General features: G+C 66.3%; 25 protein-coding genes and 1 pseudogene. 11 read left to right on the top strand and 15 right to left on the bottom strand.

Annotated features, from left to right (window positions below):
• Positions 1-297: 297 nt before the first annotated feature.
• From ON44_RS26985 to ON44_RS26955, 7 genes and pseudogenes are all read right to left on the bottom strand, one after another.
• Positions 298-567: pseudogene (locus tag ON44_RS26985) on the bottom strand (DivIVA domain-containing protein); the annotation flags it as partial.
• A gap of 543 nt (positions 568-1,110) precedes the next feature.
• Positions 1,111-1,497, bottom strand: a complete 387-nt coding sequence (locus ON44_RS26980) for a sigma-70 family RNA polymerase sigma factor family protein (protein ID WP_051182496.1) — start codon at positions 1,495-1,497, stop codon at positions 1,111-1,113.
• 20 nt (positions 1,498-1,517) lie between these two features.
• Complete coding sequence (locus tag ON44_RS26975) at positions 1,518-2,654, bottom strand: Mrp/NBP35 family ATP-binding protein (protein ID WP_040695083.1); 1,137 nt, start codon at positions 2,652-2,654, stop codon at positions 1,518-1,520.
• 20 nt (positions 2,655-2,674) lie between these two features.
• On the bottom strand, positions 2,675-3,538 hold the full coding sequence (locus tag ON44_RS26970; protein ID WP_040695082.1) for a lytic murein transglycosylase: 864 nt from the start codon (positions 3,536-3,538) through the stop codon (positions 2,675-2,677).
• Between the two features lie 140 nt (positions 3,539-3,678).
• A complete protein-coding gene (locus ON44_RS26965) occupies positions 3,679-4,917 on the bottom strand; it encodes a lytic transglycosylase domain-containing protein (protein ID WP_245567350.1) in 1,239 nt (412 codons plus the stop codon).
• A 358-nt stretch (positions 4,918-5,275) separates the two neighbouring features.
• The gene (locus ON44_RS26960; protein WP_040695080.1) at positions 5,276-5,869 is read right to left on the bottom strand and encodes a DUF1003 domain-containing protein; all 594 of its coding nucleotides are present in this window, start codon (positions 5,867-5,869) and stop codon (positions 5,276-5,278) included.
• Positions 5,859-7,166, bottom strand: a complete 1,308-nt coding sequence (locus ON44_RS26955; RefSeq protein ID WP_040695079.1) for a magnesium transporter MgtE N-terminal domain-containing protein — start codon at positions 7,164-7,166, stop codon at positions 5,859-5,861. The genes ON44_RS26960 and ON44_RS26955 overlap by 11 nt, the downstream gene beginning before the upstream one ends.
• A gap of 63 nt (positions 7,167-7,229) precedes the next feature.
• Between ON44_RS26955 and ON44_RS26950 the strand changes: the two genes are divergently transcribed.
• From ON44_RS26950 to ON44_RS26940, 3 genes are read left to right on the top strand one after another with little or no spacing between them, the layout of a single operon-like run.
• Positions 7,230-8,201 carry an HpcH/HpaI aldolase/citrate lyase family protein gene (locus tag ON44_RS26950; protein ID WP_040695078.1) on the top strand — a complete coding sequence of 324 codons (972 nt, stop codon included), beginning with the start codon at positions 7,230-7,232 and terminating at the stop codon, positions 8,199-8,201.
• A 12-nt stretch (positions 8,202-8,213) separates the two neighbouring features.
• Positions 8,214-8,705: a YflT domain-containing protein gene (locus ON44_RS26945; protein WP_040695077.1), complete on the top strand. Its 492-nt coding sequence runs from the start codon at positions 8,214-8,216 to the stop codon at positions 8,703-8,705.
• Positions 8,706-8,709: 4 nt separating this feature from the next.
• Positions 8,710-9,291 (top strand): suppressor of fused domain protein, encoded by a 582-nt coding sequence (locus tag ON44_RS26940; RefSeq protein ID WP_083898177.1) that lies wholly within the window; start codon positions 8,710-8,712, stop codon positions 9,289-9,291.
• Between the two features lie 3 nt (positions 9,292-9,294).
• Here ON44_RS26940 and ON44_RS26935 read toward each other — a convergent pair whose 3' ends face one another.
• The gene (locus ON44_RS26935; protein ID WP_083898176.1) at positions 9,295-10,371 is read right to left on the bottom strand and encodes a magnesium and cobalt transport protein CorA; all 1,077 of its coding nucleotides are present in this window, start codon (positions 10,369-10,371) and stop codon (positions 9,295-9,297) included.
• 62 nt (positions 10,372-10,433) lie between these two features.
• Here ON44_RS26935 and ON44_RS26930 point away from each other — a divergent pair, with 62 nt between their 5' ends.
• The 4 genes from ON44_RS26930 (at position 10,434) to ON44_RS26915 (ending at position 14,845) form a co-directional block, all read left to right on the top strand.
• Positions 10,434-11,288 (top strand): PHP domain-containing protein, encoded by an 855-nt coding sequence (locus ON44_RS26930; RefSeq protein WP_040695089.1) that lies wholly within the window; start codon positions 10,434-10,436, stop codon positions 11,286-11,288.
• On the top strand, positions 11,285-11,551 hold the full coding sequence (locus ON44_RS26925; protein WP_040695075.1) for a hypothetical protein: 267 nt from the start codon (positions 11,285-11,287) through the stop codon (positions 11,549-11,551). The genes ON44_RS26930 and ON44_RS26925 overlap by 4 nt, the downstream gene beginning before the upstream one ends.
• 51 nt (positions 11,552-11,602) lie before the next feature.
• Positions 11,603-13,174 (top strand): FAD-dependent oxidoreductase, encoded by a 1,572-nt coding sequence (locus ON44_RS26920; protein WP_051182494.1) that lies wholly within the window; start codon positions 11,603-11,605, stop codon positions 13,172-13,174.
• A 474-nt stretch (positions 13,175-13,648) separates the two neighbouring features.
• Positions 13,649-14,845 (top strand): NAD(P)-dependent malic enzyme, encoded by a 1,197-nt coding sequence (locus tag ON44_RS26915; protein ID WP_040695074.1) that lies wholly within the window; start codon positions 13,649-13,651, stop codon positions 14,843-14,845.
• Positions 14,846-14,911: 66 nt separating this feature from the next.
• Here the strand turns inward: ON44_RS26915 and ON44_RS26910 are convergent, their stop codons facing one another.
• A complete protein-coding gene (locus ON44_RS26910; RefSeq protein WP_040695073.1) occupies positions 14,912-15,328 on the bottom strand; it encodes a CBS domain-containing protein in 417 nt (138 codons plus the stop codon).
• Positions 15,329-15,479: 151 nt separating this feature from the next.
• Positions 15,480-16,115 carry a maleylpyruvate isomerase family mycothiol-dependent enzyme gene (locus tag ON44_RS26905; RefSeq protein WP_040695072.1) on the bottom strand — a complete coding sequence of 212 codons (636 nt, stop codon included), beginning with the start codon at positions 16,113-16,115 and terminating at the stop codon, positions 15,480-15,482.
• 91 nt (positions 16,116-16,206) lie between these two features.
• Here ON44_RS26905 and ON44_RS26900 point away from each other — a divergent pair, with 91 nt between their 5' ends.
• Positions 16,207-16,644 (top strand): MarR family winged helix-turn-helix transcriptional regulator, encoded by a 438-nt coding sequence (locus ON44_RS26900; RefSeq protein ID WP_040695071.1) that lies wholly within the window; start codon positions 16,207-16,209, stop codon positions 16,642-16,644.
• A 3-nt stretch (positions 16,645-16,647) separates the two neighbouring features.
• Here the strand turns inward: ON44_RS26900 and ON44_RS26895 are convergent, their stop codons facing one another.
• From ON44_RS26895 to ON44_RS26880, 4 genes are read right to left on the bottom strand one after another with little or no spacing between them, the layout of a single operon-like run.
• Complete coding sequence (locus ON44_RS26895; RefSeq protein ID WP_040695087.1) at positions 16,648-17,364, bottom strand: ABC transporter permease; 717 nt, start codon at positions 17,362-17,364, stop codon at positions 16,648-16,650.
• Complete coding sequence (locus ON44_RS26890; protein WP_040695070.1) at positions 17,361-18,023, bottom strand: ABC transporter permease; 663 nt, start codon at positions 18,021-18,023, stop codon at positions 17,361-17,363. The genes ON44_RS26895 and ON44_RS26890 overlap by 4 nt, the downstream gene beginning before the upstream one ends.
• Positions 18,020-19,168: an ABC transporter ATP-binding protein gene (locus ON44_RS26885; RefSeq protein ID WP_040695069.1), complete on the bottom strand. Its 1,149-nt coding sequence runs from the start codon at positions 19,166-19,168 to the stop codon at positions 18,020-18,022. Before ON44_RS26885 ends, ON44_RS26890 begins: the two co-directional genes overlap by 4 nt.
• Positions 19,169-19,176: 8 nt before the next feature.
• Complete coding sequence (locus tag ON44_RS26880; RefSeq protein WP_373283214.1) at positions 19,177-20,109, bottom strand: ABC transporter substrate-binding protein; 933 nt, start codon at positions 20,107-20,109, stop codon at positions 19,177-19,179.
• 147 nt (positions 20,110-20,256) lie between these two features.
• Here ON44_RS26880 and ON44_RS26875 point away from each other — a divergent pair, with 147 nt between their 5' ends.
• The 3 genes from ON44_RS26875 (at position 20,257) to ON44_RS26865 (ending at position 23,667) form a co-directional block, all read left to right on the top strand.
• Positions 20,257-21,219: a glycine betaine ABC transporter substrate-binding protein gene (locus ON44_RS26875; RefSeq protein ID WP_245567349.1), complete on the top strand. Its 963-nt coding sequence runs from the start codon at positions 20,257-20,259 to the stop codon at positions 21,217-21,219.
• Positions 21,220-21,436: 217 nt separating this feature from the next.
• Entirely contained in the window at positions 21,437-22,129 is a 693-nt protein-coding gene (locus ON44_RS26870) for a PadR family transcriptional regulator (protein ID WP_040695067.1), read from the top strand.
• 56 nt (positions 22,130-22,185) lie between these two features.
• Positions 22,186-23,667: a DHA2 family efflux MFS transporter permease subunit gene (locus tag ON44_RS26865; RefSeq protein ID WP_040695085.1), complete on the top strand. Its 1,482-nt coding sequence runs from the start codon at positions 22,186-22,188 to the stop codon at positions 23,665-23,667.
• Between the two features lie 116 nt (positions 23,668-23,783).
• On the opposite strand, the gene ON44_RS26860 is transcribed toward ON44_RS26865, so the two are convergent.
• Positions 23,784-24,833, bottom strand: coding sequence for a molybdopterin-dependent oxidoreductase (locus ON44_RS26860; protein WP_373283213.1), 1,050 nt, complete (start codon positions 24,831-24,833; stop codon positions 23,784-23,786).
• Between the last annotated feature and the right edge of the window lie 128 nt (positions 24,834-24,961).

Raw genomic sequence — 24,961 nt, 5'->3', positions numbered from 1 at the left:
AACCGACGGCTGTCCAATCGGTGCCTGGGTCGCTGTGCCGTTCGGTGGGTCGGTGGGTGGCTGTGGTGGGGCCGCAGGTGGCTGGACAGTCGGTGCCTGCGGGGTGATCGAGCCGTTCGGCGGGACAGTCGGTACCTGGGATTGGCCGGTCGGTGCTTGGGATTGGCCGGTCGGGGCCGGTGACTGGGCGATCGTGCCGGTCGGTTGAGGGGTCGCTGCCTGGGGCTGCTGATGCGGTGCGCTCGGCTGCGGCTGTTTCGGCAGCTGGACGCTCGGGGTTTGGGTGCCACGCGCCTCGGCTAGTTGGAGTTGCAGTTCGTCGATTCTGGCGGCGAGCCGGGTCAGCGCCCAGTCGACTTCACCGGCCTTATAGCCGCGCACCACCTGCTGGAAGCGCAGGGCGCGCACATCCGCGCCGCTGATGCCCTCGGCGGGTAGCACGGTCGCCGTTGTTCCCTCGGGCAGTGGTCCGAGTTCCTCGGCTCGCCCGAAGACCGCACTGGCGAGCAGGAACAGCACCGCGGCGACCAAGCCGACGATCAGCACGTACAACAGCAGCGTGAGCATGTCCCCGAGCTTATTGGCCCACGCCGACACCTGACATCCGCCCGCCCGCGAAAATCGGCCCTCGAATTGCGGGCGGTCATGTCATCGGCCACCGAGCTGTGCGATCGCCCCGCCGATCCGAGTCGGCACGGCGCAGTCGCGCGAGTCGGCACGGCGCGGTCGCAGCCCGACAAGGACCCGCGATTATCAAAGCGCCGCAGGGCGGCCACTCCTCTGCGAAGGGTGAGATTCACACAGCCGCCACTGTGTCCCGCGATCGATCGGGGCCTGCGGTGACAGGTGTAGCCCGCGGTGTCGGCCCGTCATGACAGCTGTGGCCCGAACGACAGCGATGGCCTGTGGTGACAGCTGTGGTCCGTGGTGACAGCTGTGGTCCGCGGCTACGGTGTGGTCTGCGGCTACGGTGTGGCCTGTGGCCACAGCTGTTATCTGTAGTGACAGGTGTGGCCTGCGGCAATTGGTGGCGCGTCATGTCGATGCCGAGTGACATGCCCCCGAGTCGGCGACGTCGCGCTGCGTCCTTGTCAGCGACATCAGCAGGCGTCAGTGGTGCAGGGCGGTCTCGCGCTGCAAACGCGACAGTTTCTGGGGATTGCGCACGGAGTAGATCCCGGTGATGAGGCCGTCGTCGATGCGCGCCGCTATGACGCCATCGATCTCGCCGTCGAATCGCAGTATCAGCGCCGGGTGGCCGTTGACGAGGGCAGGCTGTGCCGACCTCGCGGTGAGGTTACCGAGCGCGGCGGAGAGGAGGCCGGCTACCGCGTCGGCCCCGGCGATGGGCACCAGCGCGGCCTGTGCGAGTCCGCCACCGTCGCCGAGGAAGACGACATCCGGTGCGAGAATGTCGAGCAGACTCTGGAGTTCGGACGTGCCCGGGAGTCTGCGGTGGCGTGCTGTGGTTTGTCGGCGGCGTCGAGTAGTGCTCAAGCCGTGGGTGTGGCCTGTGGTTACAGGTGGCGTGTCGTGTCGATTCCGAGTGACATGCCCGCGAGTCCGCGGCGGCGCACTGCGAGTTTGTCGGCGACGTCGAGCAGTGCCTTGGCGGCCGGATTCTCCGGATTGCGCAATACGATCGGAGTGCCCTCGTCGCCTGACTCGCGCAACTCCTGCTCGATCGGAATCTGACCCAGCAGTGGCACATTCGCTCCGACGGCCCGGGTGAGACGGTCGGCGACGGATTGCCCGCCACCGGAACCGTAGAGGTCCATCCGGCTGCCGTCGGGCAGATCGAGCCAGGACATATTCTCGATGACGCCCGCGATCCGCTGCCGGGTCTGCAGCGCGATCGCACCGGCGCGCTCGGCGACCTCGGCGGCCGCCGGCTGCGGCGTGGTGACGACCAGGATCTCCGCATTCGGAATCAGCTGCGCGATGGAGATCGCGACGTCGCCGGTGCCTGGCGGCAGATCCAGCAGCAGCACATCGAGATCGCCCCAGAACACATCGGCGAGGAACTGCTGCAGCGCCCGGTGCAGCATCGGACCGCGCCACACCACCGGCGTATTGCCCTGGGTGAACTGCGCGATGGAAATCAGCTTCACATTGTGCGACTGCGGCGGCATGATCATCCGCTCGACCTGAGTCGGGCGCGCGTCGGTACCGAGCATCCGTGGAATCGAGTGACCGTAGATATCCGCGTCGAGCACACCGACCGAAAGACCGCGCGCGGCCATAGCGGCGGCGAGATTGACCGTGACACTGGACTTTCCGACGCCGCCCTTACCGGAGGCCACCGCGTAGACGCGGGTGAGCGAACCGGGCTGGGCGAACGGGATGACCGGATCGGCGGAGTCGCCGCGCAACTGCTTGCGCAGATTCGTGCGCTGCTCATCGTCCATCACATCGAGGTCGACCGTGACCGCGCCGACGCCCGCGACGTCGGCCACCGCCTTGGTGACCCGCTGGGTGATCTCGGTGCGCAGCGGGCAACCCGCCGTCGTCAGGTAGACCTCGATATGGACATTGCTATCGGCACCGATCGCGATGCTCTTCACCATGCCCAGTTCGGTGATCGGTTTGCGGATCTCCGGATCGTCGACCTTCGCGAGGGCTCCCCGCACATCCGCTTCCGTTACCACTGGCATGGCATGAATTTTACGTTGTCTCAGATTCGCGGCAGGTCCCCGGGCTTAGGTGCGATGCCGGAGGCATAGGATCCGGCCCACGCCATCACATTTGCGACATAGGCCATGGAGTTGTTGTAGCGCAGGATCGCCCTGGTTTGCTGGGTGAGATCGCGCATGTTCAACCCGCCGTCGCACAGGTACCGGCCCGCGGTCAGTGTCGCGTCGAACAGATTCTGCGGATCGGCGATGCCGTCGCCGTTACCGTCGGCGCCGTAGCGCTTCCAGGTCTCCGGCAGAAACTGCATCGGGCCGATGGCGCGGTCGTATCCGCTGAGTCCGTCCAGCGCGCCGCCGTCGGTATCGCGAACGACGTGGTTGCCCGCGAGGCTGCCGTCGAGCACCGGACCATAGACCGGTGTCAGCGGGTTGCCGTCCGCATCGGCCTTACCGCCGAAGGCATGCGTCGATTCGACCCGGCCGATACCGGCGAGCAGGTACCACGGAATTCCGCAGACCGGATTCTCGGCGGCGAGTATGTTTTCGGCGTTCTGGTAAGCCGCGACGGCGACGCCGGGAATGCCGAGCGGGCCGGGTGGCAGTGCGGCCGGTTGCCTACCATCGGGCAGCGCAACGGTTTTCACGATCGGCGGCGCACTCGGTGCCTGCTTTGCCATTGCGTTCGCGACGAACTCGGTCGCCGCCGGTTCCGCGGCGACCGAAAGTCTCGCCGCCTGGTCGTCTTGATCGTCCTCCGGAATGTGTTGCAGGACAGACGATGCGGTCGGATCGCCGGTGCCTGCGGACGCGGCGACGGCCACGAGTCCAGCGGGGACCAATCCGGTCAATGCGATAACGGAGCTGCGCTTGATCGTCGCAGGCGACTGCTTTCGGTGACGCCCCACTGTGCGGTGACCCTCCAATTGACTCGATAACGAGCCCTTCGTGATGGACGAAGTAGAGGGTACCGCATTCGAGACCTTTTTGTTACTGCTTCGTTATCGGGTCTCGGTGTGGCGTCATCTGTTCGATATCGGGCCTGGTCTCAGCCCTGCGGGGCCGGTGCCGGGGCGGGCAGCGGGATCACGATGCCGAACGGGAGCGTGATGCCCGGTGCGGGCGGCGGGGTGGCTGCTTCGGTCTGCGTCGGCTCCGGCACTTCGGCCACGCCGGGCTCCGGTGTCTTCTCCGGGGAGTTCTGCACCGTTTCGCCCGGCGATTGCGCGGGTGCCTGCGCATTGGGCGCGGGCTGGGCCGCACCGGGCTGGGCCGCATCCGGTTGAGCCGGAGTGCAATTGGCGGGTTGCTGCTGCTGCGGCGGCTGCTGATCCGGACGCTGCTGGTCTTGCTGCCGAGGATCTTTCGGTTCCCCGTCTTCCGCAGCGCCGTAGGTCTGCGCCGGTGCGATGGGCGACTGTGCCGGATCGCCGGGTGCGGGCAGCTGCGCCGGGGCCACCTGCTGCGGATCGCACGGCGGCTTGGGTACCGGCCGCGGGCAGAAGATGCCGCAGGGGATCGGCGGCAGACCGGGGATGGTGATCATCACCTCGGTCGGCGTCGGGATGATCACGGTATTCGGCGGCAGTGCGGTCGTGGTGGTGGTGGTCGTCGGTGCCGTAGAGGATGCGGCCAGCATGTCCGCGCCCGTCGTGATCGGCGCGGTACCCGGCGGGATGAGATCGGGGGAGATGCTCACCTGGCTCGGAGTGCCGCCGGTGCGGTAGGCCGCCGACCAGCTCAGCACATTGGCGGCGTAGGCGAGCGAGTTGTTGTAGCGCAGCACCGCGCGCAGTTCCTGTTGCGGATCGCGCAGATTCAACCCGCCCGAGCACAGATACTTGCCCGCGGCGAGCGAGGCGTCGAAGACATTGTGCGGGTCGGCGATACCGTCACCGTTGCCGTCGGCGGCGTACCGGCTCCAGGTGCTGGGCAGGAACTGCATCGGCCCGATGGCGCGCACCGCGCTGCCGTCGGCGGCCCTGATCACCTCATTGCCCGGTAGTGAGCCGTCCAGCGCGGGCCCGAAGATCGGCGTCACAGTGGTGCCCGCGGCATCGGTCCGTCCGCCGCCCGCGTGCAGCGATTCGATCCGCCCGATCCCGGCCAGCAGACTCCACGACAGACCGCAGCCGGGCATCGAGGATTCCAGTGCGAGTTCGGCATTGCGATAGGCCGCGAGCACGATTTCCGGGATCCCGAGCGCGCCGCCGGTGGCGGGCAGGGCGATGTCGTGCAACGGCACCGAACCCGCGAACAGTGGCGTGCCATCCGCAAGCGGAGTCATTGCTCGAAGTTTGCGGGGAGCCTCCGGCGTTACCGGAAGGAGACCAACTGTCCGGGACAATGCGGCTTCGCCAGTGTTGCCGGATGTTCCATCGGTGGCGGACGGGCCGGTCGACGCCGCGAGCAAAGCCTCGGGTGCGGTATCGGGAGTGGTGGATTGTGTGGCATTGGTACCCGAGCCCGTGGCCACAAGACCGGCGACGACCAGGGCCGAGACGGTTATCGGAGCAGAGATTCGCATTCGGCCACACCAATCCTCTACGTCGTGAGAGCGCCTGTCCGGGACATCCCCTGCCCGTCCGCTCGGGACAACGTCGTCCAGGTTACCCGTGGGTCACAACCTTGTTGAGCATTTCCTGTCAATCGTCAGCAACTGGCGGTGAAACCTGAACTGTGCCCGGCTTTCTGCCGGAGCTTTTCTTGCGATTGGCCTTCGGCGGTTTATCGGGGCTCGACTCGGAATCCGGTGACTGCGCGGCCTCGATCCGGTCCAGCACCTCTCGCATTTCCTCCAATTCCCTGCGCAAGTAGTCGCGCGTAGCAACCTCGCCGACCGCGATCCGCAGCGATGCGAGCTCGCGGGCGAGGAATTCGGTATCGGCCTTGGTCTGGGCTGCCCTGGTGCGATCTTCCTCCAGCGACACGCGGTCGCGATTGTCTTGTCTGTTCTGCGCCAACAGGATCAGCGGCGCGGCATACGCTGCTTGGGTCGAGAACGCGAGATTGAGCAGGATGAACGGATACGGATCCCAGCGCAGCGCGATCACGAAGACGTTCAGCAGGATCCAGACGATCACCACAATCGTCTGGATCGCGAGATAGCGTCCGGTGCCGAGGAATCGGGCGACCCGCTCGCTGGAGCGGGCCAGCGCCTCGGCGTCGTAATCGAAGCGGAACCGTGATTCCATCGGCGTTTCCAGGCGCTGGCGCGCCGGAGTCTTCTCACTCGGCATCGACTACCCCCTCGTGGCCCACGACCGCGTCGTGGGCCGTATCTTCCTGCTCGCGCCAATCTTCCGGTAGTAGATGATCGAGCACGTCGTCCACACTGACCGCGCCGAGCAGATGGTTCTCCTCGTCCACCACCGGACCGCAGACCAGGTTGTAGGTGGCGAAATAGCGGGTCACCGCCCCGAGCGGGGCATCGGGACGCAGGGGAGCCAGATCGGTGTCGAGGATGCCGCCGACCAGGTGTGCCGGGGGTTCGCGCAGCAGTCGCTGTAAATGCACCGTGCCGAGGAAGCGGCCGGTCGGCGTTGCGGTCGGCGGCCGCACCACGAACACCATGCTGGCCAGCGCGGGTGTCAGATCCGGATTGCGCACTCGGGCAAGCGCTTCGGCGACGGTGGTGGCCGGAGTCAGGATCACCGGTTTCGGCGTCATCAGACCACCCGCGGTATCGGGGGAGTGTTCGAGGAGCCTGCGGACGGGTTCGGACTCCTCCGGATCCATCAGTGCCAACAGCGATTCCCGCTCACCCTTCGGCAGTTCGCCGAGCAGGTCGGCGGCGTCGTCGGGATCCATCGCCTCGAGCACGTCGGCGGCGCGGCGCACCTCGAGATGGCCGAGCAGATCGACCTGATCGTCGTCGGGAAGTTCCTGCACGACATCGGCGAGTCGCTCGTCGTCGAGTGCGATCGCCACCTCGATGCGCCGCTTCTCGGGAAGTTCGCGCAGCATATGCGCGACATCGGCGGGACGCAGGCCCTCGAACTGCTCGAGCAACTGGGTGACGTCCTGGCCCGGCCTGCCGATCTCGTACGGCGTCAGCCCGCTGACCTGCATCCAGTCCACTACATGCACGGTCCGGCGGCGGCCGAGCCTGCGATGTCCGCGCACCGCGACCCTGGTGACCCGCCAGTCCCTGGTCCGGGTCTGTTCGATGCCGAGATCGACCACGAGCACATCGACATCCGCGAGATCCGGCAGATCCGGATCATCAACGCGCACCGAAGAATCCACGATCTGCGCGAGTGCGAGCATCTCGCCCGGACGCTGGGTGAAGCGGCGCAGGCTCACCGTGCCGGTATTGAGCGCGACGACACCGGGTTCGATCGTGGTAACCCGCAGCATCGGCACGAAAATCCGCCGCCGGGACGGCAATTCGACAACCAGACCGTGCACCCGGGGTTGCTGGCGGTCGTAGCGGATGGCCACGACGACGTCGCGGATGCGGCCGATAGACTCGCCGTCCGGGCCGAGTACCACCAGCCCGGCCAGCCTGGCGACGTACACCCTGGTTGCTGCCATGGCCCCAGGTTAGAGGGTTCGCGGACCGGTACTCGCACCATGCCACGATCGACGGGAGTGATCATGAAGCCGCGCCGCTCGGTGCTCGCCTGCCCAGGTAGCAGCAAGAAGATGATCGATAAGGCCAAGGGTTTGCCGGTTGACGAGGTCTTTCTCGATCTGGAGGATGCGGTCGCACCGGCCGCCAAGGCCGAGGCCAGGGCGAATATCGTGGCGGCGCTGAACGACACCGGCTGGGGCGATCAGCTCCGGGTGGTGCGGGTCAACGATTGGACCACCCAGTGGACCTACGCCGATGTGATCACCGTGGTCGAGGGCGCGGGCGCGGCGCTGGACGCGATTCTGCTGCCGAAGGTGACCGATGCCGGTCAGGTGCAGGCACTGGATCTGCTGCTCACGCAATTGGAGAAGGCCAGTGGGCTCGAGGTCGGCCGGATCGGTATCGAACCGCAGATCGAGAACGCCATGGGGCTGCGCAATATAGATGAGATCGCCACCGCGAGCCCGCGGGTGCAGACCCTGGTCTTCGGCCCGGCCGACTTCATGGCCAGTATCAATATGCGCACGCTGGTGGTCGGTGAACAGCCCGAGGGTTATGACACCGGCGATGCCTACCACCACATCCTCATGACGATCCTGCTCGCCGCCCGCGCGCACGGCCTGCAGGCAATCGACGGCCCCTACCTGCAAATTCGGGATATCGATGGATTCCGCAGGGCGGCCGGGCGTACCGCGGCACTCGGTTTCGACGGTAAATGGGTGTTGCATCCCGGACAGATCGAGGCCGCGAACGAGATCTTCAGTCCGCGCCAGGCCGATTACGATCGCGCCGAGCTGATTCTGGATGCCTACGCCTTCCACACCTCGGAAAAAGGCGGTGCGCGCGGAGCGGTAATGCTCGGCGACGAAATGATCGATGAGGCCAGCGCGAAGATGGCTCAGGTAATCGCTGATAAGGGCCGAGCCGCGGGGATGCTGAGGTCTTCAGAGATGGGCACCACGCGTTTCACACCCCCGAACTCCGGTTCGGAATAGCAGAATAGAGATATGACGAATCCCTTGGGGAACTCGAATCGCGCGCGCCAGGGCCTGCCGACGCCGCCATCGGGCTGGCCGGTCGGCTCGTATCCGACCTATGCCGAGGCGCAGAAGGCGGTCGACTTCCTGGCCGACAACGAGTTCTCTGTGCAAGACGTGACCATCGTCGGCGTGGACCTGATGCAGGTCGAGCGCGTGCTGTACCGACTGACCTGGGGCAAGGTGATCGGCGGTGGGGTGGTTTCGGGCGCGTGGCTCGGCCTGTTCCTCGGCCTGCTGTTGAGCTTGTTCACCACCAGCGGCGGTTTCGCGCCGGTGCTGGTCGGCTTGGTCGGCGGCATCATCTTCGGCGTCATTTCCACCTCGATCCCGTACGCGGCGACCAGGGGACAGCGCGATTTCGCCTCCACGATGCAGTTGGTGGCGGGCCGCTATGACGTGCTGTGCGACCCGAAGTCGGCCGAGCAGGCTCGGGACATGCTGGCGCGGTTGGCGATCTGAGCGCATGGAAGTCGTGGACAAGGTCCGCGCCGAGGTGCTGGATCACTTCGGTGCCGTCTCGACGGGTGTCGACTCCGCGTCGGTGACCTTCCTGGGCCTGGAGCCCATCGAGATTCTGCGCATTCCCGGCGACGAGTTGGTGCACTACGTGACCCTCGGCGGATCACGTCATCCCATGGGCGATCCCGGTGACCTGCACGCCGATCCGGTGCGCGGGCCGCGGGCCGAATTGGTGCTGACGCTGCGTGCCGGGGTCGGCCCGAGTTCCGGACTCGCCCGGACGCTCGGCGTGCTCGTCGCTGCGCCCGCCGTGGAAGGTGTTGTGCTGCAAGCCGATGCGCTGCTCGATCTGGGCGAGCCGATGTGGCGCGACGCGCCCTTCACCGCGGTGCTGTTGGGGGAGAGCGATATTCCCGAAGTCACACTGCCCGAACCCGCCGAACCGGTGCGGTATTTCGCGGTGGTTCCGGTGACCGCGACCGAGGCGGCCTGGGTGCGGGTGCGCGGTGCGCAGGCGTTGCGTGATGCGTGGGCGGAGGCGGGTATCGATGTGCATGATCCGGCCAGAGGCGCTGCGTCGCTGTAGTTCTCAGAGCCAGTTGTTGCGGTGGAAGTTGACGTACAGCCCGAGGCAGATGGCGAGGGTGATCACGATGACGATCCAGAAGCCCCAGGTTGCCTCCAGCCCCGGCATATGCGTGAAATTCATCCCGTAGATGCCTGCGATCATCGTCGGCACCGCCGCGATGGCCACCCAGGACGAGATCTTGCGCATATCGGTGTTCTGCTGGACACCGACTTTGGCGAGCGCCGCGGTGATCAGTGCGCTGAGCGCCTCGTCGAAATCGTTGATTCGCTCGGCCACCGCGGTGTGGTGGTCGGCGACATCGCGCAGATAGCGCCGAACCTCTTTGGGGAGCGGCATTGCGGTGTTGCGGCCGAGTACTTCGAGCGCGGTGCCTAGCGGATTCACCGCGCGACGCAGCTCGACGACCTCTCGCTTGAGCTGGTAGATCGATTCGATGGTCACCGTGCTGCGCGGTGTGAAGACCTCTTCTTCCATCTCGTCGATATCGTTCTCGACCGACTGGGCCACCGCCACATAGGAATCCACAACGTGGTCGGCGACCGCGTGCAGCACCGCACCGGGACCGAGCATGAGCTGGTCGGGGTGATCCTCCAATTCCTTTCGGACACCGGCGAGTCCGGTGTGCTCACCGTGCCGAACGGTCACCGTGAAATTGGGTCCGGTGAAGACCATGATGTCGCCGGTTTCGACGATCTCACTGACCGAATGGATTTCGTGCGGGACGTAGCTGACGGTGCGCAGGACGAGGAACAGGGTGTCGTCATAGCGCTCCAGCTTCGGCCGCTGATGAGCGTGGATGACGTCCTCGACGGCCAACGGGTGCAGATCGAAGACCTCGGCGATATCGGCCATCTGGTACTTGTCGGGGTCGTGCAGTCCGACCCATACGAATCCGGTTCCGCGATTGCTGACCTCGGCCATCGCGTCCGCATGGCTGAAGTGGCCGGGCAGCCGCCTGCCGTCGACGTACACGGCACAGTCGACCACCGCACGCGCGGTGGGGACCGGGATACGGGGCAGTTGCCTACGTGCTCGGCTCTGGCTCCGGAACGACGGTAGCGGCGGAATTGATGGCACCGACCGATGCTACGTCGCGTGCGCGTGCGTGCGCTGTGTGAGCGCACGGTATGAAAGAAGGCGTGCGCATCGACCTGCATACCCATTCGACCGCGTCCGACGGTACCGATTCCCCGGCCGAACTCGTCCGCAACGCGGCGGCGGCCGGGCTGGACGTCGTCGCGATCACCGACCACGACACCACTGCCGGGTGGGCCGAAGCGGTCGACGCGCTACCGAAGGGGTTGACGCTGGTGCGGGGCATGGAGATGTCGTGTATCGGGCTCGGTGAGGACGGGTGGCCGGTTCCGGTGCATCTGCTGGCTTACCTCTTCGACCCGACCGACCGGTGTTTCGCCGACGAGCGGGAACGCTTGCGCGCCGAACGCGTCGAGCGGTTGCGCGCGATGGCCGAGCGCATGCGCGACGACGGACTACCCATCGATCCGGATGCGGTCCTGGCCTCGGCCGGACCGTCAGCGGGGCGTCCGCATCTGGCACGCGCGCTCGTCGCGGCCGGTGTGGTGCCGACCGTGGACGCGGCCTTCACCGAATTGCTGGCCCCGCACGGCCCCTACTACGCGGAGAAGGCGGATACACCGCTGCGCCGGGCCGTCGAAATGATCGCGACCGCGGGCGGGGTCAGCGTGCTCGCCCACACCCGGGCGCGCAAGCGCGGGCGGCTGCTGGCGATCGACGATATTCGCGAACTGGCCGAGCTCGGACTCGGCGGGCTCGAGATCGATCACCCGGACCATTCCGCGGCCGATCGCGCGCTGCTGACGGAGTTGTCCGCCGAACTCGGTCTCATCACGACCGGTTCGTCGGACTATCACGGTTCCAACAAAACCATCCGGCTAGGTGAATTCACCACCGACCCCGCGCAATTCGAGGAACTCGCGGGCAAAGCGACGGGCGTGCCGGTGATCGCCTCGTGAGAGTGCTGCGCGGACTCAGCGGAATCGTCGCCGGTGGGATGTTCGTGCTGGCCCTCGTCGTTATCGGTACCGCGGTAATCGCTGCTCGGCGTGGCTTTCCCGGACCCGGCGGCGAATCGGTGACGTGGCATGTCGCCACCTCCGCGATCGGCCTCGGCGCACAAATTTTTTCAGATCGTCATCGGGGTTTGGCAGCTTTTTCCGGATCGGTGGTCGTTTTTATTGTCGCCGGGATATTGCTGTGGACGCAGTGGTGGAGCTGATAAATCGGTAATGGTTGCGGTCGCGTGAATTGTGGCCGAACATTTCTCTTTGTGACGGAATTCGAGACGGATGTGCTCGTCCTCGGCGGCGGTCCCGCCGGGACCTGGGCCGCCATCTCCGCCGCCACCGCGGGCGCTCGGGTGGCGCTCGTCGACAAGAGCCGCTGCGGTGCGAGCGGGCCGACCGCCGCCGGGACTACGTCGCTGTGGAATATCCCGCCCGGGACCGCGCGAGATGAGGCGGTGCAGCGCGCATACGCGCACGGTGGCGGGCTCGCCGAACCGGAGTGGATGCTGCGCGTACTCGACGAAGCGCATCGGCGGGTCGAACAGCTCGTGGCGTGGGGTTATCGGTTTCCCGGTGAGGGCAACGGCGCAACGCCATTGCGCGTATGCCTCGACGGCGCAAGCTATCTGCGCAGGATGCGCCGCAGCCTGCTCGAAGCCGGAGTGCGCATTCTCGATCAACATCCCGCCCTGCAGCTGCTCGTCGATCGCGACGGCGTGGTCGCCGGTGCGGTCGGTGTGCAGCGGCACAACGGCTTTCGGACCTGGACCATCCGAGCCGGGGCGGTCGTCGTCGCCACCGGCGGCTGCGCCTTCCTCTCCGGCGGCGCGGGCACCGATGTGGACACCGGTGACGGACTGCTGCTGGCCGCGGAGGCGGGCGCGCAACTGTCGGGCATGGAATTCTCCAGCGCCTACGGTCTCGTACCGGTTGTGCCCGCGCCCCGCGGCACAGCCTTCGCTCCCGGGCTGGCACTGCATTTCGCGACGCTCTACGACGAATCCGGTGCGGAGATCACCGGTCATCGCTCGGCGGCATTCACCGCGATCGCGGATGGCCGCCGGATCTACGCGGCCCTGGATGATGTGCCGTACCCGGTCCGGCGCTGGCTCTCCAGACAGGGGCTGGTCGACCACACCCGCCGGGTACCGCTGCGCGCCGTACTGGAGGGGACGGTCCGCGGGACCGGCGGTTTGCGCATAGGCGGGACCGACTGCGCGACCACGGTGGCCGGACTCTACGGTGCGGGCGATGTGATGACGCGCGAGCCGATCACCGGCGCGGTCGGCGGCTTCGGCGGTCAGGGCGGAGCATGGGCCATCGCCTCGGGTGTGTGGGCCGGAAAGGGTGCCGCGCGCTTCGCTACCGGACGCGGCGTGCCGGGGCCGGTGCGCGAAGTGGCCGGTGCGGGACTGAATCCGGTGGCCCGCATCGATCCGCGCGCGGTGGTCGGGTTGGTGCAGGAGCACACGCTGCCATTGCGACGCAGCTACTGGCGCAGCGCGGGAAGTCTGCGCGACAGCATCGGCGAACTCGACGCCATGTGGCCGGGCGCCGACTTCGATCTCGGCGGATTCGGTGCGGACCGGTTGCGCGCCAGGCAGGCGGCGGCGCTGCTGGCGGTGGCACGCTGGACCAAATACAGTGCGCTCGCGCGCACGGAGAGTCGCGGGATGCACCGGCGCACCGATCATCCTGGCGCAGCGGCGGATTGGCGGGTGCGGCTGACCTCCGGCGGACTCGAGGCGGTGTGGGTGCGCCCCGGGGTTGCCGATATCATGCCCGAGCCCCCGGCGCGGCCGGAGCTCACCGCGGCCGATCCGCTCCCGTTGTGACAGCTCACCGGATAGCGCTGCCGAACTGCGAGTTTCTGCTTACCCCGTGGTAATTCCCGCGACCTACCCTCGAAAGATGACGCTCGACCGGGATACGACACGCCGGTTTGGCAATGCGTCCTCCTGGCTGGCAGAATGTTGCGGATTCCCGCCTACGCCACCGCCGGGTTCGGGAACAACGGCGATCACCGCCTCGCGACGCACCGTCGCGACCCGAGGATGCCGATCGTTAGCGACTGCTTGCAGGTCGCTCGAAAAGACCTGCACGTTTTGTACGGACACACCCGTCCGACCTTCGCCCTGCGGATCAGTGCCGCGCCACGTTTCGGTAGTAGATCGTCGCATGTCCGATGCTCTCGACTCGATCCGAAATGTCCCGGTCAGCGCACTCGATGAGCGTGTGAAACAGCTAATACCCATGTACCCGGCGGTAACCGTCCCCCCGGCTTGTCCGACCCGACCAGGAGTGAAATCGTGTCATCTGTGACTGACGCAGCGAATGCCACCGCAAGCCTTTCCGAAATTACCCAAGAAGAAATTTTCGCGGGCCACCTAGGCGGCAAGCTCTCGGTCGAACTCACCGCACCGCTGGACACCCAGCGCGACCTTTCCATCGCCTACACCCCGGGTGTGGCGAAGGTCAGCCTGGCGATCGCGGAGGACGAGGCGCTGTGCAAGCGCTACACCTGGACCGACCGGCTCGTCGTGGTGGTCAGTGACGGCACCGCGGTGCTCGGTCTCGGTGACATCGGCCCGCGCGGCTCGCTGCCCGTGATGGAGGGCAAGGCGGCGCTGTTCAAGAAGTTCGCCGGACTGAACTCCATCCCGATCGTCCTGGACACCAAGGACGTCGACGAGATCGTGGAGACCATCATCCGGCTGCGCCCGAGCTTCGGCGCGGTGAACCTGGAGGACATCTCGGCGCCGCGCTGCTTCGAGATCGAGCAGCGGCTCATCGAGGCCCTGGACTGCCCGGTCATGCACGACGACCAGCACGGCACCGCCATCGTGGTGCTCGCCGCCCTCAACGGCGCGGCCAAGGTGCAGGGTCGTGCCATCGATGACATGAAGGTCGTGGTGTCCGGTGCGGGCGCCGCCGGTGTCGCGTGCACGAACATCCTGCTCGCCGCGGGCGTCAAGGACGTGACCGTGCTCGATTCCAAGGGCATCGTGAACCGCGAGCGTGGCGACCTCAACGAGGTGAAGGTCGAACTCGCGCAGCGCACCAACCCGCGCGGGCTCGCCGGTGGTGCGGCCGAGGCGCTGGCCGGCGCCGATGTGTTCCTCGGACTCTCCGCGGGCACCATCGCCGAGGAATTGATCGCCTCGATGGCGCCGGAGTCGATCGTGTTCGCCATGTCGAACCCGAATCCGGAGATCCACCCCGACATCGCGCACAAGTACGCCGCGATCGTGGCCACCGGGCGCAGCGACTTCCCGAACCAGATCAACAATGTCCTCGCGTTCCCCGGCGTCTTCAAGGGCGCGCTGGACGCGGGCGCTCGCCGCATTACCGAGGGCATGAAGATCGCCGCCGCCGACGCCATTCTCAGCGTGGTCGCCGATGAGATCGCCCCGGACAAGATCGTGCCGAGCCCGCTCGACCCGCGCGTCGCCCCGGCCGTCGCCGAGGCCGTGGCCGCCGCCGCCCGCGCGGAGGGCGTCGCGTAATTCCGACCCGGAAATACGGGGCTGCTCACTCAGGTGAGCAGCCCCGTATTGCGTTGTGCGGGTAGATCAGTGCGGAACGAAGACGGCCGAGACGAATTCTGCGATTTCGGCGTCGCTGAGGTTCTTGGCGATATCGGATTCGCAGATCATGCCGACGAGGCGCTTCTTGCTGTCGATCACCGGCAGCCGTTTGATCCGATCGTGCTCCATCAGGTCCAGCACCTCGCGGACATCGGCATCGGCGGATATCCAGCGCGGGGTGCCCTCCGCCAGATCCCCGGCCCGTACCTTGCTCGGATCATGGCCCATCGCAATGCATTTCACGACGATGTCGCGATCGGTCAGCATGCCGACGAGCCGGTCGTCGTTGCCGATCGGCAGTGCGCCGATATCCAGCCTGCGCATCATCTGCGCGGCCCGATCCAGCGTTTCGTCGGCGGGGATCCACTCCGCGTTTTCGTGCATGATGTCGCGCGCCTTCATAGAGCGACTGTTCACGGTACGCCTCCTGGTCTCGGATGAGTGATCCCGCAGAATTCGGCTCCGCGATCGTGCGTCGAGCATCCGCGAAGCAAACTCCTGCGGCCACGTCACATCGTGACCCATGTCACATCATTGGTCAATGCCGGGGCGGTCAATGCAGGCGAGCGGTCATCGGCGCGACACCGTCGCCTGCCAGCAGGCCCATTGCCGCTGTGCGGCCGGTGACCAGGAGTAGCAGTGCGGTGATCGGGCCGCGGATCTCCGGTCCGCTGCCGTGGGTCCAGTCCGCGTCGGATGCGACCAAGCGGATGCCGTCGAGGCGGTGTTTATCCCATACCGGCCATCCGACGGTTACCGCATGGGCGGCCGCGGCGGCCGCGGCCGCTGGTTCGATCTCGATCGTGCGACCGAGCGGAATCGCGATGTCCTGACCGTGCACCATCGTGTCGAACAGGATATTGCGATAGTTGGTGAGCTTGGGCAGCCTCCGGGAACCGGCGTTGGCGTGGATCGCCGAAATGAGTTCTGCGGCTGGATGTTTCGCGTAGCGCCTGGTGAGGTCATCGATGAACCGGTTGTAGTTGCCGCGCGCGCGGATTCCGGTGCTGAGCATGACGCCGATCGGGGGCGGCTGCAGTGTCAGCGCGATGTGTGCGGCGACCTCCCGGATTCGCCAGCCCGCGCACAATGACGGCGCTTCCCACTCGTCGGCCGAAAGGTCGGCCAGCAGGTCGGCAATCGCGCGCCGCTGCTGTTCGATGGTCTGCCAACAGGTTTCGCGGTCCATGGTGCGCTCCCCTGGGTTCGGACCTCACGTAGGATTAGTCAGATAGACTTACAAATGTAGTAAGCTTATCTGACCAAAGTCAAGGAGTGGGATGGCCGACGACGATATGAATGTGGGCCTGCTGATGTTCATCGCCTACCGATCGATGGAGGACCGGATCTTCGCCGACCTCGCCGAGTCCGGATACGACGACATCACCGTCGCCCAGGGGCGGCTCGCGGCTCGCATCGGCGCCGACGGCAGCCGTCTGACCGAGTTGGCCGAACAGGCCCAGGTCACCAAGCAAACCGCCGGATTTCTGGTCGATCAGCTCGAGCGCGCCGGCTATGTGCAGCGACTGCCGGATCCGAGCGACGGTCGGGCACGGTTGGTCGTGCTGTCCGAACGTGGGGCGAAGATGGCGACGTATGCGAACTCCGTCGCCGACCGGATCGAGGCCGAGTGGGCGACGCACCTCGGTGCGCAGCGCATGCGGCAGCTGCGCGAGACGTTGGCCCGCCTGCGCGAGATCACCGATCCCTATGCCTGAGCGCTAGTTCGCGGTCTGCAGGATTCCGGCAGGGGTGACGGGCAGCTGAGAGGTGCGGCGCAGGCGGCCCGTGCCGGGGGCGCTGGCCCAGACCACGAAAGCCAGCAGGCCGTCCATGACCATGGCGAGGACCGCGACCAGCAGGGCTCCCACGAGGACCCGGTCGTAGCGGTAGACGGCGATGCCGTCGAAGATGTAGCGGCCGAGACCGCCCAGGTTGACGAAGGCGGCGATGGTGGCGGTGGCGATGACCTGCAAAGTGGCCCCGCGCAGTCCGGTGAGCAGGATCGGCAGCGCGTTGGGGACCTCGACGCGGAACAGGATCTGGCGCTCGGTCATGCCCATGGCGCGTGAGGCGTCCACGACATCGGCCGCAACATTGGCGATTCCGGCGTAGGCACCGGCCAGCAGCGGCGGAATGCCGACCGTGACGAGCGCGAGCAGGGGCGGAATCAGGCCGAGTCCGAGGCCGAGCACCAGGAAAGTGAGCAGGCCGAGGGTGGGCAGGGCGCGCATGGCATTGGCGAATCCGACCAGCAGGGCGGAACCGCGACGGGTGTGCCCGATCACCAATCCGAGCGGGACCGCGACGGCCGCGGAGACGACGACGGTCAGGAAGCTGTACCAGAGGTGCTCGGCGATGCGGTGTTGGATACCCGCCGGGCCGCTCCAGTTCGCGCCGTCGGTGAAGTAGTGCCAGGCATCGATGAAAAGGTTCATGCCGCAGCGCCTTTCGCCGTCCTGGTGTCCGCGCGCGTCCATGGGGTCGCCCAGCGTCCGATGGCGTACACCAGGCGGTCGAAGATCAGGGCAAGCGCCAGCGTCACGATGATGCCCGCGATGATCTCGTCCGGATAGTCGCGCTGATAGCCCTGGGTGAAGAGTTTGCCGAGTCCGCCGACACCGATCAGCGCGCCGACCGAAACCATGGCGATATTCGTGACCACCACTACGCGCAGGCTGGAGACGAAAACCGGTATGGCCAAAGGCATATCGACGGTCACGGTGCGCCGCAGCGAACTGAAGCCGACGGCGTCGGCGGCGTCGATGACGGTGGGCGACACCGAATCCAGTGCCGTCGGCACCGCGATCACCAGCAGCGCCGTCGAATACACGGTGAGCGCGATGATCACATTCAGCGGGTCGATGGTCGAAATCCCGGCCAGCGGCGGAATGATCACGAATAGGGCCAGCGACGGAATGGTGTACGACAGGCTGGCTGCCGTCACCGTGACGCGCCGCAGCCAGGAGATCCGGCGCACCGACGCGCCCACCGGAATCGCGATGATGAGCCCGAGCACTAGCGGCACCAACGCGAGATACAGATGGGTCCTGGTGAAACCCATGATCTCGGAGAAGTTGTCGATCAGATACTTCATGCGTTCTCGGTTTCGAAGAAATGCCGATTGCGCTCGTCGTCCTCCAGTGTGCGCTGCCCGGCGAGCTGCTCGAGCACCTCGGGAGCGCGGATACCGCCGCGAGCCGCACCGGAATCGTCAACGGCGACACCGATTCCCGACGGCGAGGAGATCGCCGCGTCCAGCGCCTGCCGGAGGTCGCCGTCCGGCGGGAAGAGCGAGCCGCCCGCGGCGATGCTGTCGTGCAATGCCCGCCCGGCCCGAATGCTCTCGACGCCGGTGACATCGATCCACCCGCGCGGAACACCGGAATCGGTGACCACCAATACCCATTCGCCCCGGTCCAGCCGCAATTCAGCGAGTTCGGGTTCGGTCGCGGTGTGGATCTCGTGCAGTGTCAGGCTATCCGCACTGCGGAATGACAATGCGCGATAGCCGCGGTCGCGTCCGACGAAGCCCGCCACGAAATCTGTTGCGGGCGCGGCAAGTACGCGCTGTGGTTCGTCGTACTGCTGTAGGACGCCGCCCGGTCCGAATACCGCGATCCGGTCACCGAGTTTCACCGCCTCATCGATGTCATGGGTGACGAAGACGATGGTTTTGCGCAATTCCGCTTGCAGCCGCAGCATTTCGGCCTGCAACTCCTCGCGCACCACCGGATCGACCGCGCTGAACGGTTCGTCCATCAAAAGCACCGGCGGATCGGCGGCCAGTGCCCTGGCCACCCCGACCCGCTGCTGCTGCCCGCCGGAGAGTTGGGCGGGATATCGATTGGCCAGCGATCGGTCCAACCCGACCCGGTCCAGCACCTCGAGTGCCGCCGCGCGGGCCGCGCGACGCCGAACTCCTTGCAGCACAGGTACGGTCGCGACATTGTCGACGACGGTGCGGTGCGGCAGGAGTCCGGCGCTCTGGATCACGTATCCGATACCGAGCCGCAACTCGACCGGATTCACCGTCGAAATATCCGCGCCGCCAACGGTGATGGTGCCCGAACTGGGAATGATCATCCGGTTGATCATGCGCATCGAGGTGGTCTTGCCACAGCCCGACGGTCCGACGAAGACGGTGAACGAACCGGATTCGATGTGTAGATCGAGTTCGGAGACGGCGTGCGTGCCGTCCGGATAGGTCTTGCTGATACGGCTGAATTCGATATCGGACACGCTGGCTCCTACCCGGTGGGCTTGTTCAGCCCTTGGGCGGCGACCCATTGTTGCGCTGCGGCCTTGGGTTCGGTCTTGCTGCTACCGGAGACCGCCTCGTTGAGCTTCAGCAGTTCGTCGGTGGTGAGTTTCGCGGAGACCGCGTTGAGCGCGGCGAGCGCCTTATCGGTCTTCTTGGCGGAGTTGAACAGCGGCACCACATTCTGGGCGGGGAAGTTGTGCTTCGGATCCTCCAGGACCACCAGATTGTTCTGCGCGATCGCCGGGGAGGTGGTGAAGATATTTGCCGCGGTCACCGTGCCCTCGACCAATGCACGCACCGTCGCGGGTCCGCCGCCGTCGGCGATCGGCACGAAATTGTTCGCGGCGATATCCAGGTTGTAGTTCTTCTTCAGGCCGGGTAGACCGCCTGCGCGCTCCTGGAATTCGGCGGGCGCACCGAATTTCACCTCGGCCGAATGTGCGGCCAGATCGGCGATGCTGTGCAGGTTCCAGCGTTCCGCGGTGGCCTTGGTGACCACGACCGCGTCCGAGTCCTGGCCCGGGGCCGGGGTGCCGACGGCGAGATCGGAACCGACTGCCTTGGTGAGGGCGGCGTCGATATCGGCTGAGCTTGCCGCGGTGGCGTTCTTGTCCAGGTACTGCAGCAGGTTGCCGTTGTACTCCGGAATCACCGAGATCGCGCACTGGCGCAATGCCGGGATATACGCTTCGCGGCTACCGATATTGAGTTTGGTGTCGACATTGAATCCGTTGGCGCGCAACACTTCCGCGTAGATATTCGCGACCGTTTCCGATTCCGGGAAGTTCGCCGAGCCGACGGTCAGCCCGTCGCCCTCGCAATTGCCCTTGGCCGCAAGCGGATCGGAGTTACCACAGGCGGACAGGATCATGGCGGCGGCCAATGCCGCGGCGGCGACGAGAATGCGGGCGGCGCGCAGCGTCAGCCGCAGCGCGAACCGCCCGTGCCGCGCGGCATCGGGGTTGATCGTGGTTTTCACTGGAGTCCTTCCGGCATGACGGGCGGTGCGAGAAGCCGTGCTCGCACGGCCACCCGGTACATTCTGGTTGTTCATATTGCCCGCTGCATGCAGTTCCTGTTCACTACCGAAGGTTGGTGTCGCCGGATGGGGTTGGCCGCGTCGAGGCGGATGCTCGTACGGATCGTGGTCGTCACGGCCGTCGCGCTGGCCGTTTCCTGTGGAAGCGACAATCCTGGCCCGACGATAGCGGTCGGCGCGGGCGATTCGATGGAATCAAATCTGCTTGCGCAAATTTATGCGGGCGCGTTGGCGCGGACCGGTGCGCGCACCTCGGTCACCGCTGATCTCGGTGATCGGGCCGACTATCTGGCCGCACTGGATGCGGGCACGGTGACGGTGGTCGGCGAGCACAGCGGCGAACTGCTCACCTTCCTGAATGCCGATGCGCAGGCGCGTAAGCCCGAGGTGACGACCGAGGTGGCGGACAAGTCCGCACCCGTTCGGCTGTCGGTGACCGAGGAATTGAGCCGGTCGCTGCCGGAAGGGCTCGCGGTCTCCGATCCGGCCGACGGCACGGATATGCGAGCCCGGGTGCTGCTGACCGAAGCCGCGGGCAAGGACGTGCGGTCGCTCGGCGCGCTCGCACCGCGCTGTGGCGAAATGCAGGCCGGGGTGGCGTCGGTGCCGGGTGTGCTGCAAACGGCGGCGCCCGTGCGGATTGCCGGTTGCGACTTCGCCGGTACCAGGCCCTATCCCGACGCGACTGCGCTGCGAAAGGCATTGCTGGACGGCGAAATCCAGGCCGGAATCCTGACCGGTCCGCCGGTGCTGACCCCCGGTGCGACCGATGGGCTGACGGTCCTCGCCGATAACGACTACGCGGTGCGAGCCGAGAATGTGCTCGCGGTCTACCGCAAAGGTCTGCTGGATGATCGGCAGATCAAGAAGCTGAACTACGTCGCGGGTGAGCTCACGACCGACGAGTTGGCGGAGATGATCCGCAAGGTCCGCGAAGGTGCCGCGGCCGCGGAGGTGGCGCGCACCTGGTTGGACAACCACGCGCTCTAGCAAATCCCCTGGTCACGACGGCCCGAGCGGTTACGCTCGGGCCGTTTGCTATGTCGCCGATCACATTTCCGCTCGATACTGCGGTCTTGTGGGCGGACTGTTCCGCGCCGTATATTCCACGTGGAGTATTTGATGCGGAGTATGTCGGTGGCCCTGGCTATCGTGCTCCGGGAATTCGCTCTCGCATCCGCGAGCGTTCTGCAGGAGGTGACCGAAGATGGGGCAGCACGCGCGCCCGTCGGTGACGCCATTGGCGATCGCCGTGCTCGCGCTGCTCGACGAGCGGCCCATGCATCCCTACGAGGCGTATCAGCTGCTGATCGCCCGTCGGGAGGACATCTTGGTGAAGGTGCGTCCGGGCTCGCTCTATCACACGGTGACGCGGTTGGCCGACCAGGGAATGGTGCAGGCCGAGGGAGTCGACCGGGACGGGAATCGGCCGGAGCGCACCACCTACCGGATCACCGAAAGCGGCCGGGAGACATTGCGTTCCCGGATCGCCGAGATCTTGCGCAATCCCGGGCGGGAATACCCGGTATTCCCGGTCGCGCTCGCGGAAGCGCACAACCTGCCCGCACCGGAAGTGCTCGCGCTACTGCGGGAGCGGGTCGAGCGATTGGCACAGGACCTCGCCGATATCGACATGATGAGCCAGTGGGCGGGTATGCACGCCGTGCCGCGGCGCTACTGGATCGTGCTCCCGTATCTGCATGCCACCATCGCCGCCGAGATCGCGTGGGTCGAGAACCTGATCTCCGAACTGGACAGCGGCGAGATGGAGTGGGACGAATTCGATCCGGCCACCGGCGTCCGCATAACCGAACATCAGCACCCCTGGTCCGACCAGGAACATTCCGAACCACCCCCGGTGCCGCGCCGCTGGAACGAGACCAGCGCGTCATCGCCCTGATGTGTACCGGTGTGCGCACGCCTCCGGAACAGACATCCGAGATAGGAACCAAATCCATGACCACACAACGTAATCCGTGGCTAGCGCTGTTTGCGCTGGTCGTCGGCTTCTTCATGATCCTGCTGGATATGACCATCGTCGCGGTCGCGAATCCGGCGATCATGCAGGATCTGCAGGCCGACATCTCCCAGGTCATCTGGGTGACCAGCGCGTACTTGCTGACCTATGCGGTGCCGCTGCTGGTCACCGGTCGGCTCGGCGATCGCTACGGGCCCAAGAACCTGTACCTGGTCGGTCTGGCCGTATTCACCGCCGCCTCGCTGTGGTGCGGTCTGTCCGGATCGATCGCCATGCTGATCGCCGCGCGGGCCGTCCAGGGGCTCGGCGCCGCGCTGATGACGCCGCAGACCATGGCGGTGATCACCAGGACCTTCCCGCCGGATAAGCGCGGTGCGGCCATGGGTCTGTGGGGCGGTGTCGCGGGTCTCGCCACGCTGGTCGGCCCGATCCTCGGCGGTGTGCTGGTCGACGGGCTCGGCTGGGAGTGGATCTTCATCGTCAATGTTCCGGTCGGCATAGTCGCGTTCGCGCTCGCGGTCTGGCTGGTTCCGGCGCTTCCGACGCATGAGCACAAGTTCGATATCCCGGGTGTGGTGCTGAGCGGTATCGGTCTGTTCCTGCTGGTCTTCGGTATCCAGGAGGGCAATACCTACGACTGGTCGCTGCGCATCTGGCTGATGATCGGCGCGGGTGTTGTCGTGCTCGCAGTGTTCCTGGTGAATCAGTCGCGCAATACCGGTGAGCCGCTGTTGCCATTGGGGCTGTTCCGTGATCGCAACTTCGCGATGTCGAATGTGGCCATCGCAGCCATGGGCGCCGCGGTCACCTCGTTGATGGTGCCGGCGTACTTCTACTTGCAGGCGGTGCGGGAGTTGTCACCGACCAAGTCCGCCTTGGCATTCGCCCCGATGGCGATCGTCACCGGCGTTTTCGCGCCGATCATCGGCAAGGTGTCCGACAGGCTGCACCCGCGTCTCGTGCCGACCATCGGATTCATCGGATTCTCGGCCTCGATCTTCTGGTTCGCCGCAGTGATGACACCGCATTCCTCACTGGTGTGGTTCCTGCTCTCGGGCGCGCTGGCCGGTTTCGCCAACGCCTGCATCTGGGCGCCACTGGCTTCCACCGCTACGCACAACCTGCCGGTCCAGCTGGCCGGTGCGGGTGCGGGTGTCTACAACACGACCCGTCAGGTGGGTTCGGTACTCGGTAGCGCCGCGATCAGCGCCTTGATCGCGTCCCGCATGAGCGCAAACGGCCTCGGCGGCGGCAAGGTCTCCGAAGGCGGTGCGGGCCAAGGGCCCATCCCCGAATTCGTCAAGGACGCCTTCAGCACCGCCCTCAGCCAAGCCATCCTGCTCCCCGCGGGCATCCTCCTGATCGGTGTAATCGCCTCGGCTCTCTTCATCCGCCACGGCCAATCCGCCGCATCCGGCCCGAAGACCGATCTGGCCAAGGCCGACACCGTCGGCGTCTGAGTTCTGTGTGCCCCGTGCGTAATTCGCGCACGGGGCACACCCGTCGGCGGATCAGTTCGGCGGGTCGACTCCAGTCGATCCGCGCCCGGATCGGCAGATCGACGATCGTCTCCGCTTCAGCCGACGGTGACAGTGGTGGAGGGGTAGCCGGTGGCGCCGTCGGGGACAACGGGGGCGCGGGCTTCGGTTTGGGTTTCGCCGGTGCCGTCGGTGGCGCGGGCGCGGATGGTGTGGGGGCCGGGGGTGGCGTTCCAGTCGTAGACCCATTGGCGCCAGGTGTCGATGGATTGTTCGGTGGACAGGCGGGCGGGTTGCCATGGGCCGTTGTCGATTTGGACTTCGACGGCCCGGATGCCGCGGTGTTGGGCCCAGGCGACGCCGGCGATGGCGGTGCTGCCCGGTTGCAGTTTGGCGCGGGCGCGCGGGGTGTCGATGCGGGTGCCGGTTTTGATGGGGCCGTAGGCGGACCAGCCGCGACGGGTCCAGTAGGCGGTGGCCCGGTCGAAGCGGGTGATCTCCAGTTCGGTCACCCATTTGGTGGCGGAGACGTAGCCGTAGAGTCCGGGGACGACCAGTCGGGCCGGATAGCCGTGTGCGACCGGGAGGGGTTCGCCGTTCATGCCGACGGCGAGCAGCGCATCGCGGCCGTCTGTGAGTACGGCCAGCGGACTGCCCGCGGTGAAGCCGTCGATGCTGTGCGACAGGACCATATCGGCGTCCGGATGCGGTCCGGCCTCGGCGAGCAGTTCGTCCAAGCGGTAGCCGCGCCAGCTTGCATTGCCGATCAGATCGCCGCCGACCGGATTCGATACACAGGCCAGCGTCACCAGCGTCTCGACCGGTGTTCGCTTGGCGAGATCGTCCCAGCTGAGCTGGATTTCATGATCCACCATCCCGTGGATCCGCAACGACCAGTCGTCAACGGATACCTGCGGCACGATCAGCGCGGTATCGATCCGATAGAAGTCGCTATTGGACGTCAGATACGGCGTCAGCCCCGGCAATTTCAAATCCGCATCGGGTGCGAGCGAAACGGTCGGCCCACTCGGCTCCGGCAACTGGATCGCCGCCCGCTCACCGGAAACATCCCGCCGCTGTGCCCCGATCAGCCGCCCACCCACCCCACTGAGCAACGCCAGCCCACCCGTAATCGCAATGCCCCGCAACGACCTGTCGCCGCTGCGCCCCCGCAACCGGTCCCGCCGTCGGAGCCGCAGGTTCCTTCTCCGCCGCTGCGGACGCGGCCGTAGTCTGCGGCCTGACGGCTTGGTCTTCGCCGGGTGCGGTGATCACT

Origin of the sequence: Nocardia vinacea NBRC 16497 (genome assembly GCF_000308835.1) — a bacterium.
Lineage (GTDB): Bacteria > Actinomycetota > Actinomycetes > Mycobacteriales > Mycobacteriaceae > Nocardia > Nocardia vinacea.
The sequence above is the reverse complement of the archived record's forward strand: the minus strand, read 5'-3'. Positions and strand labels throughout refer to the sequence as shown.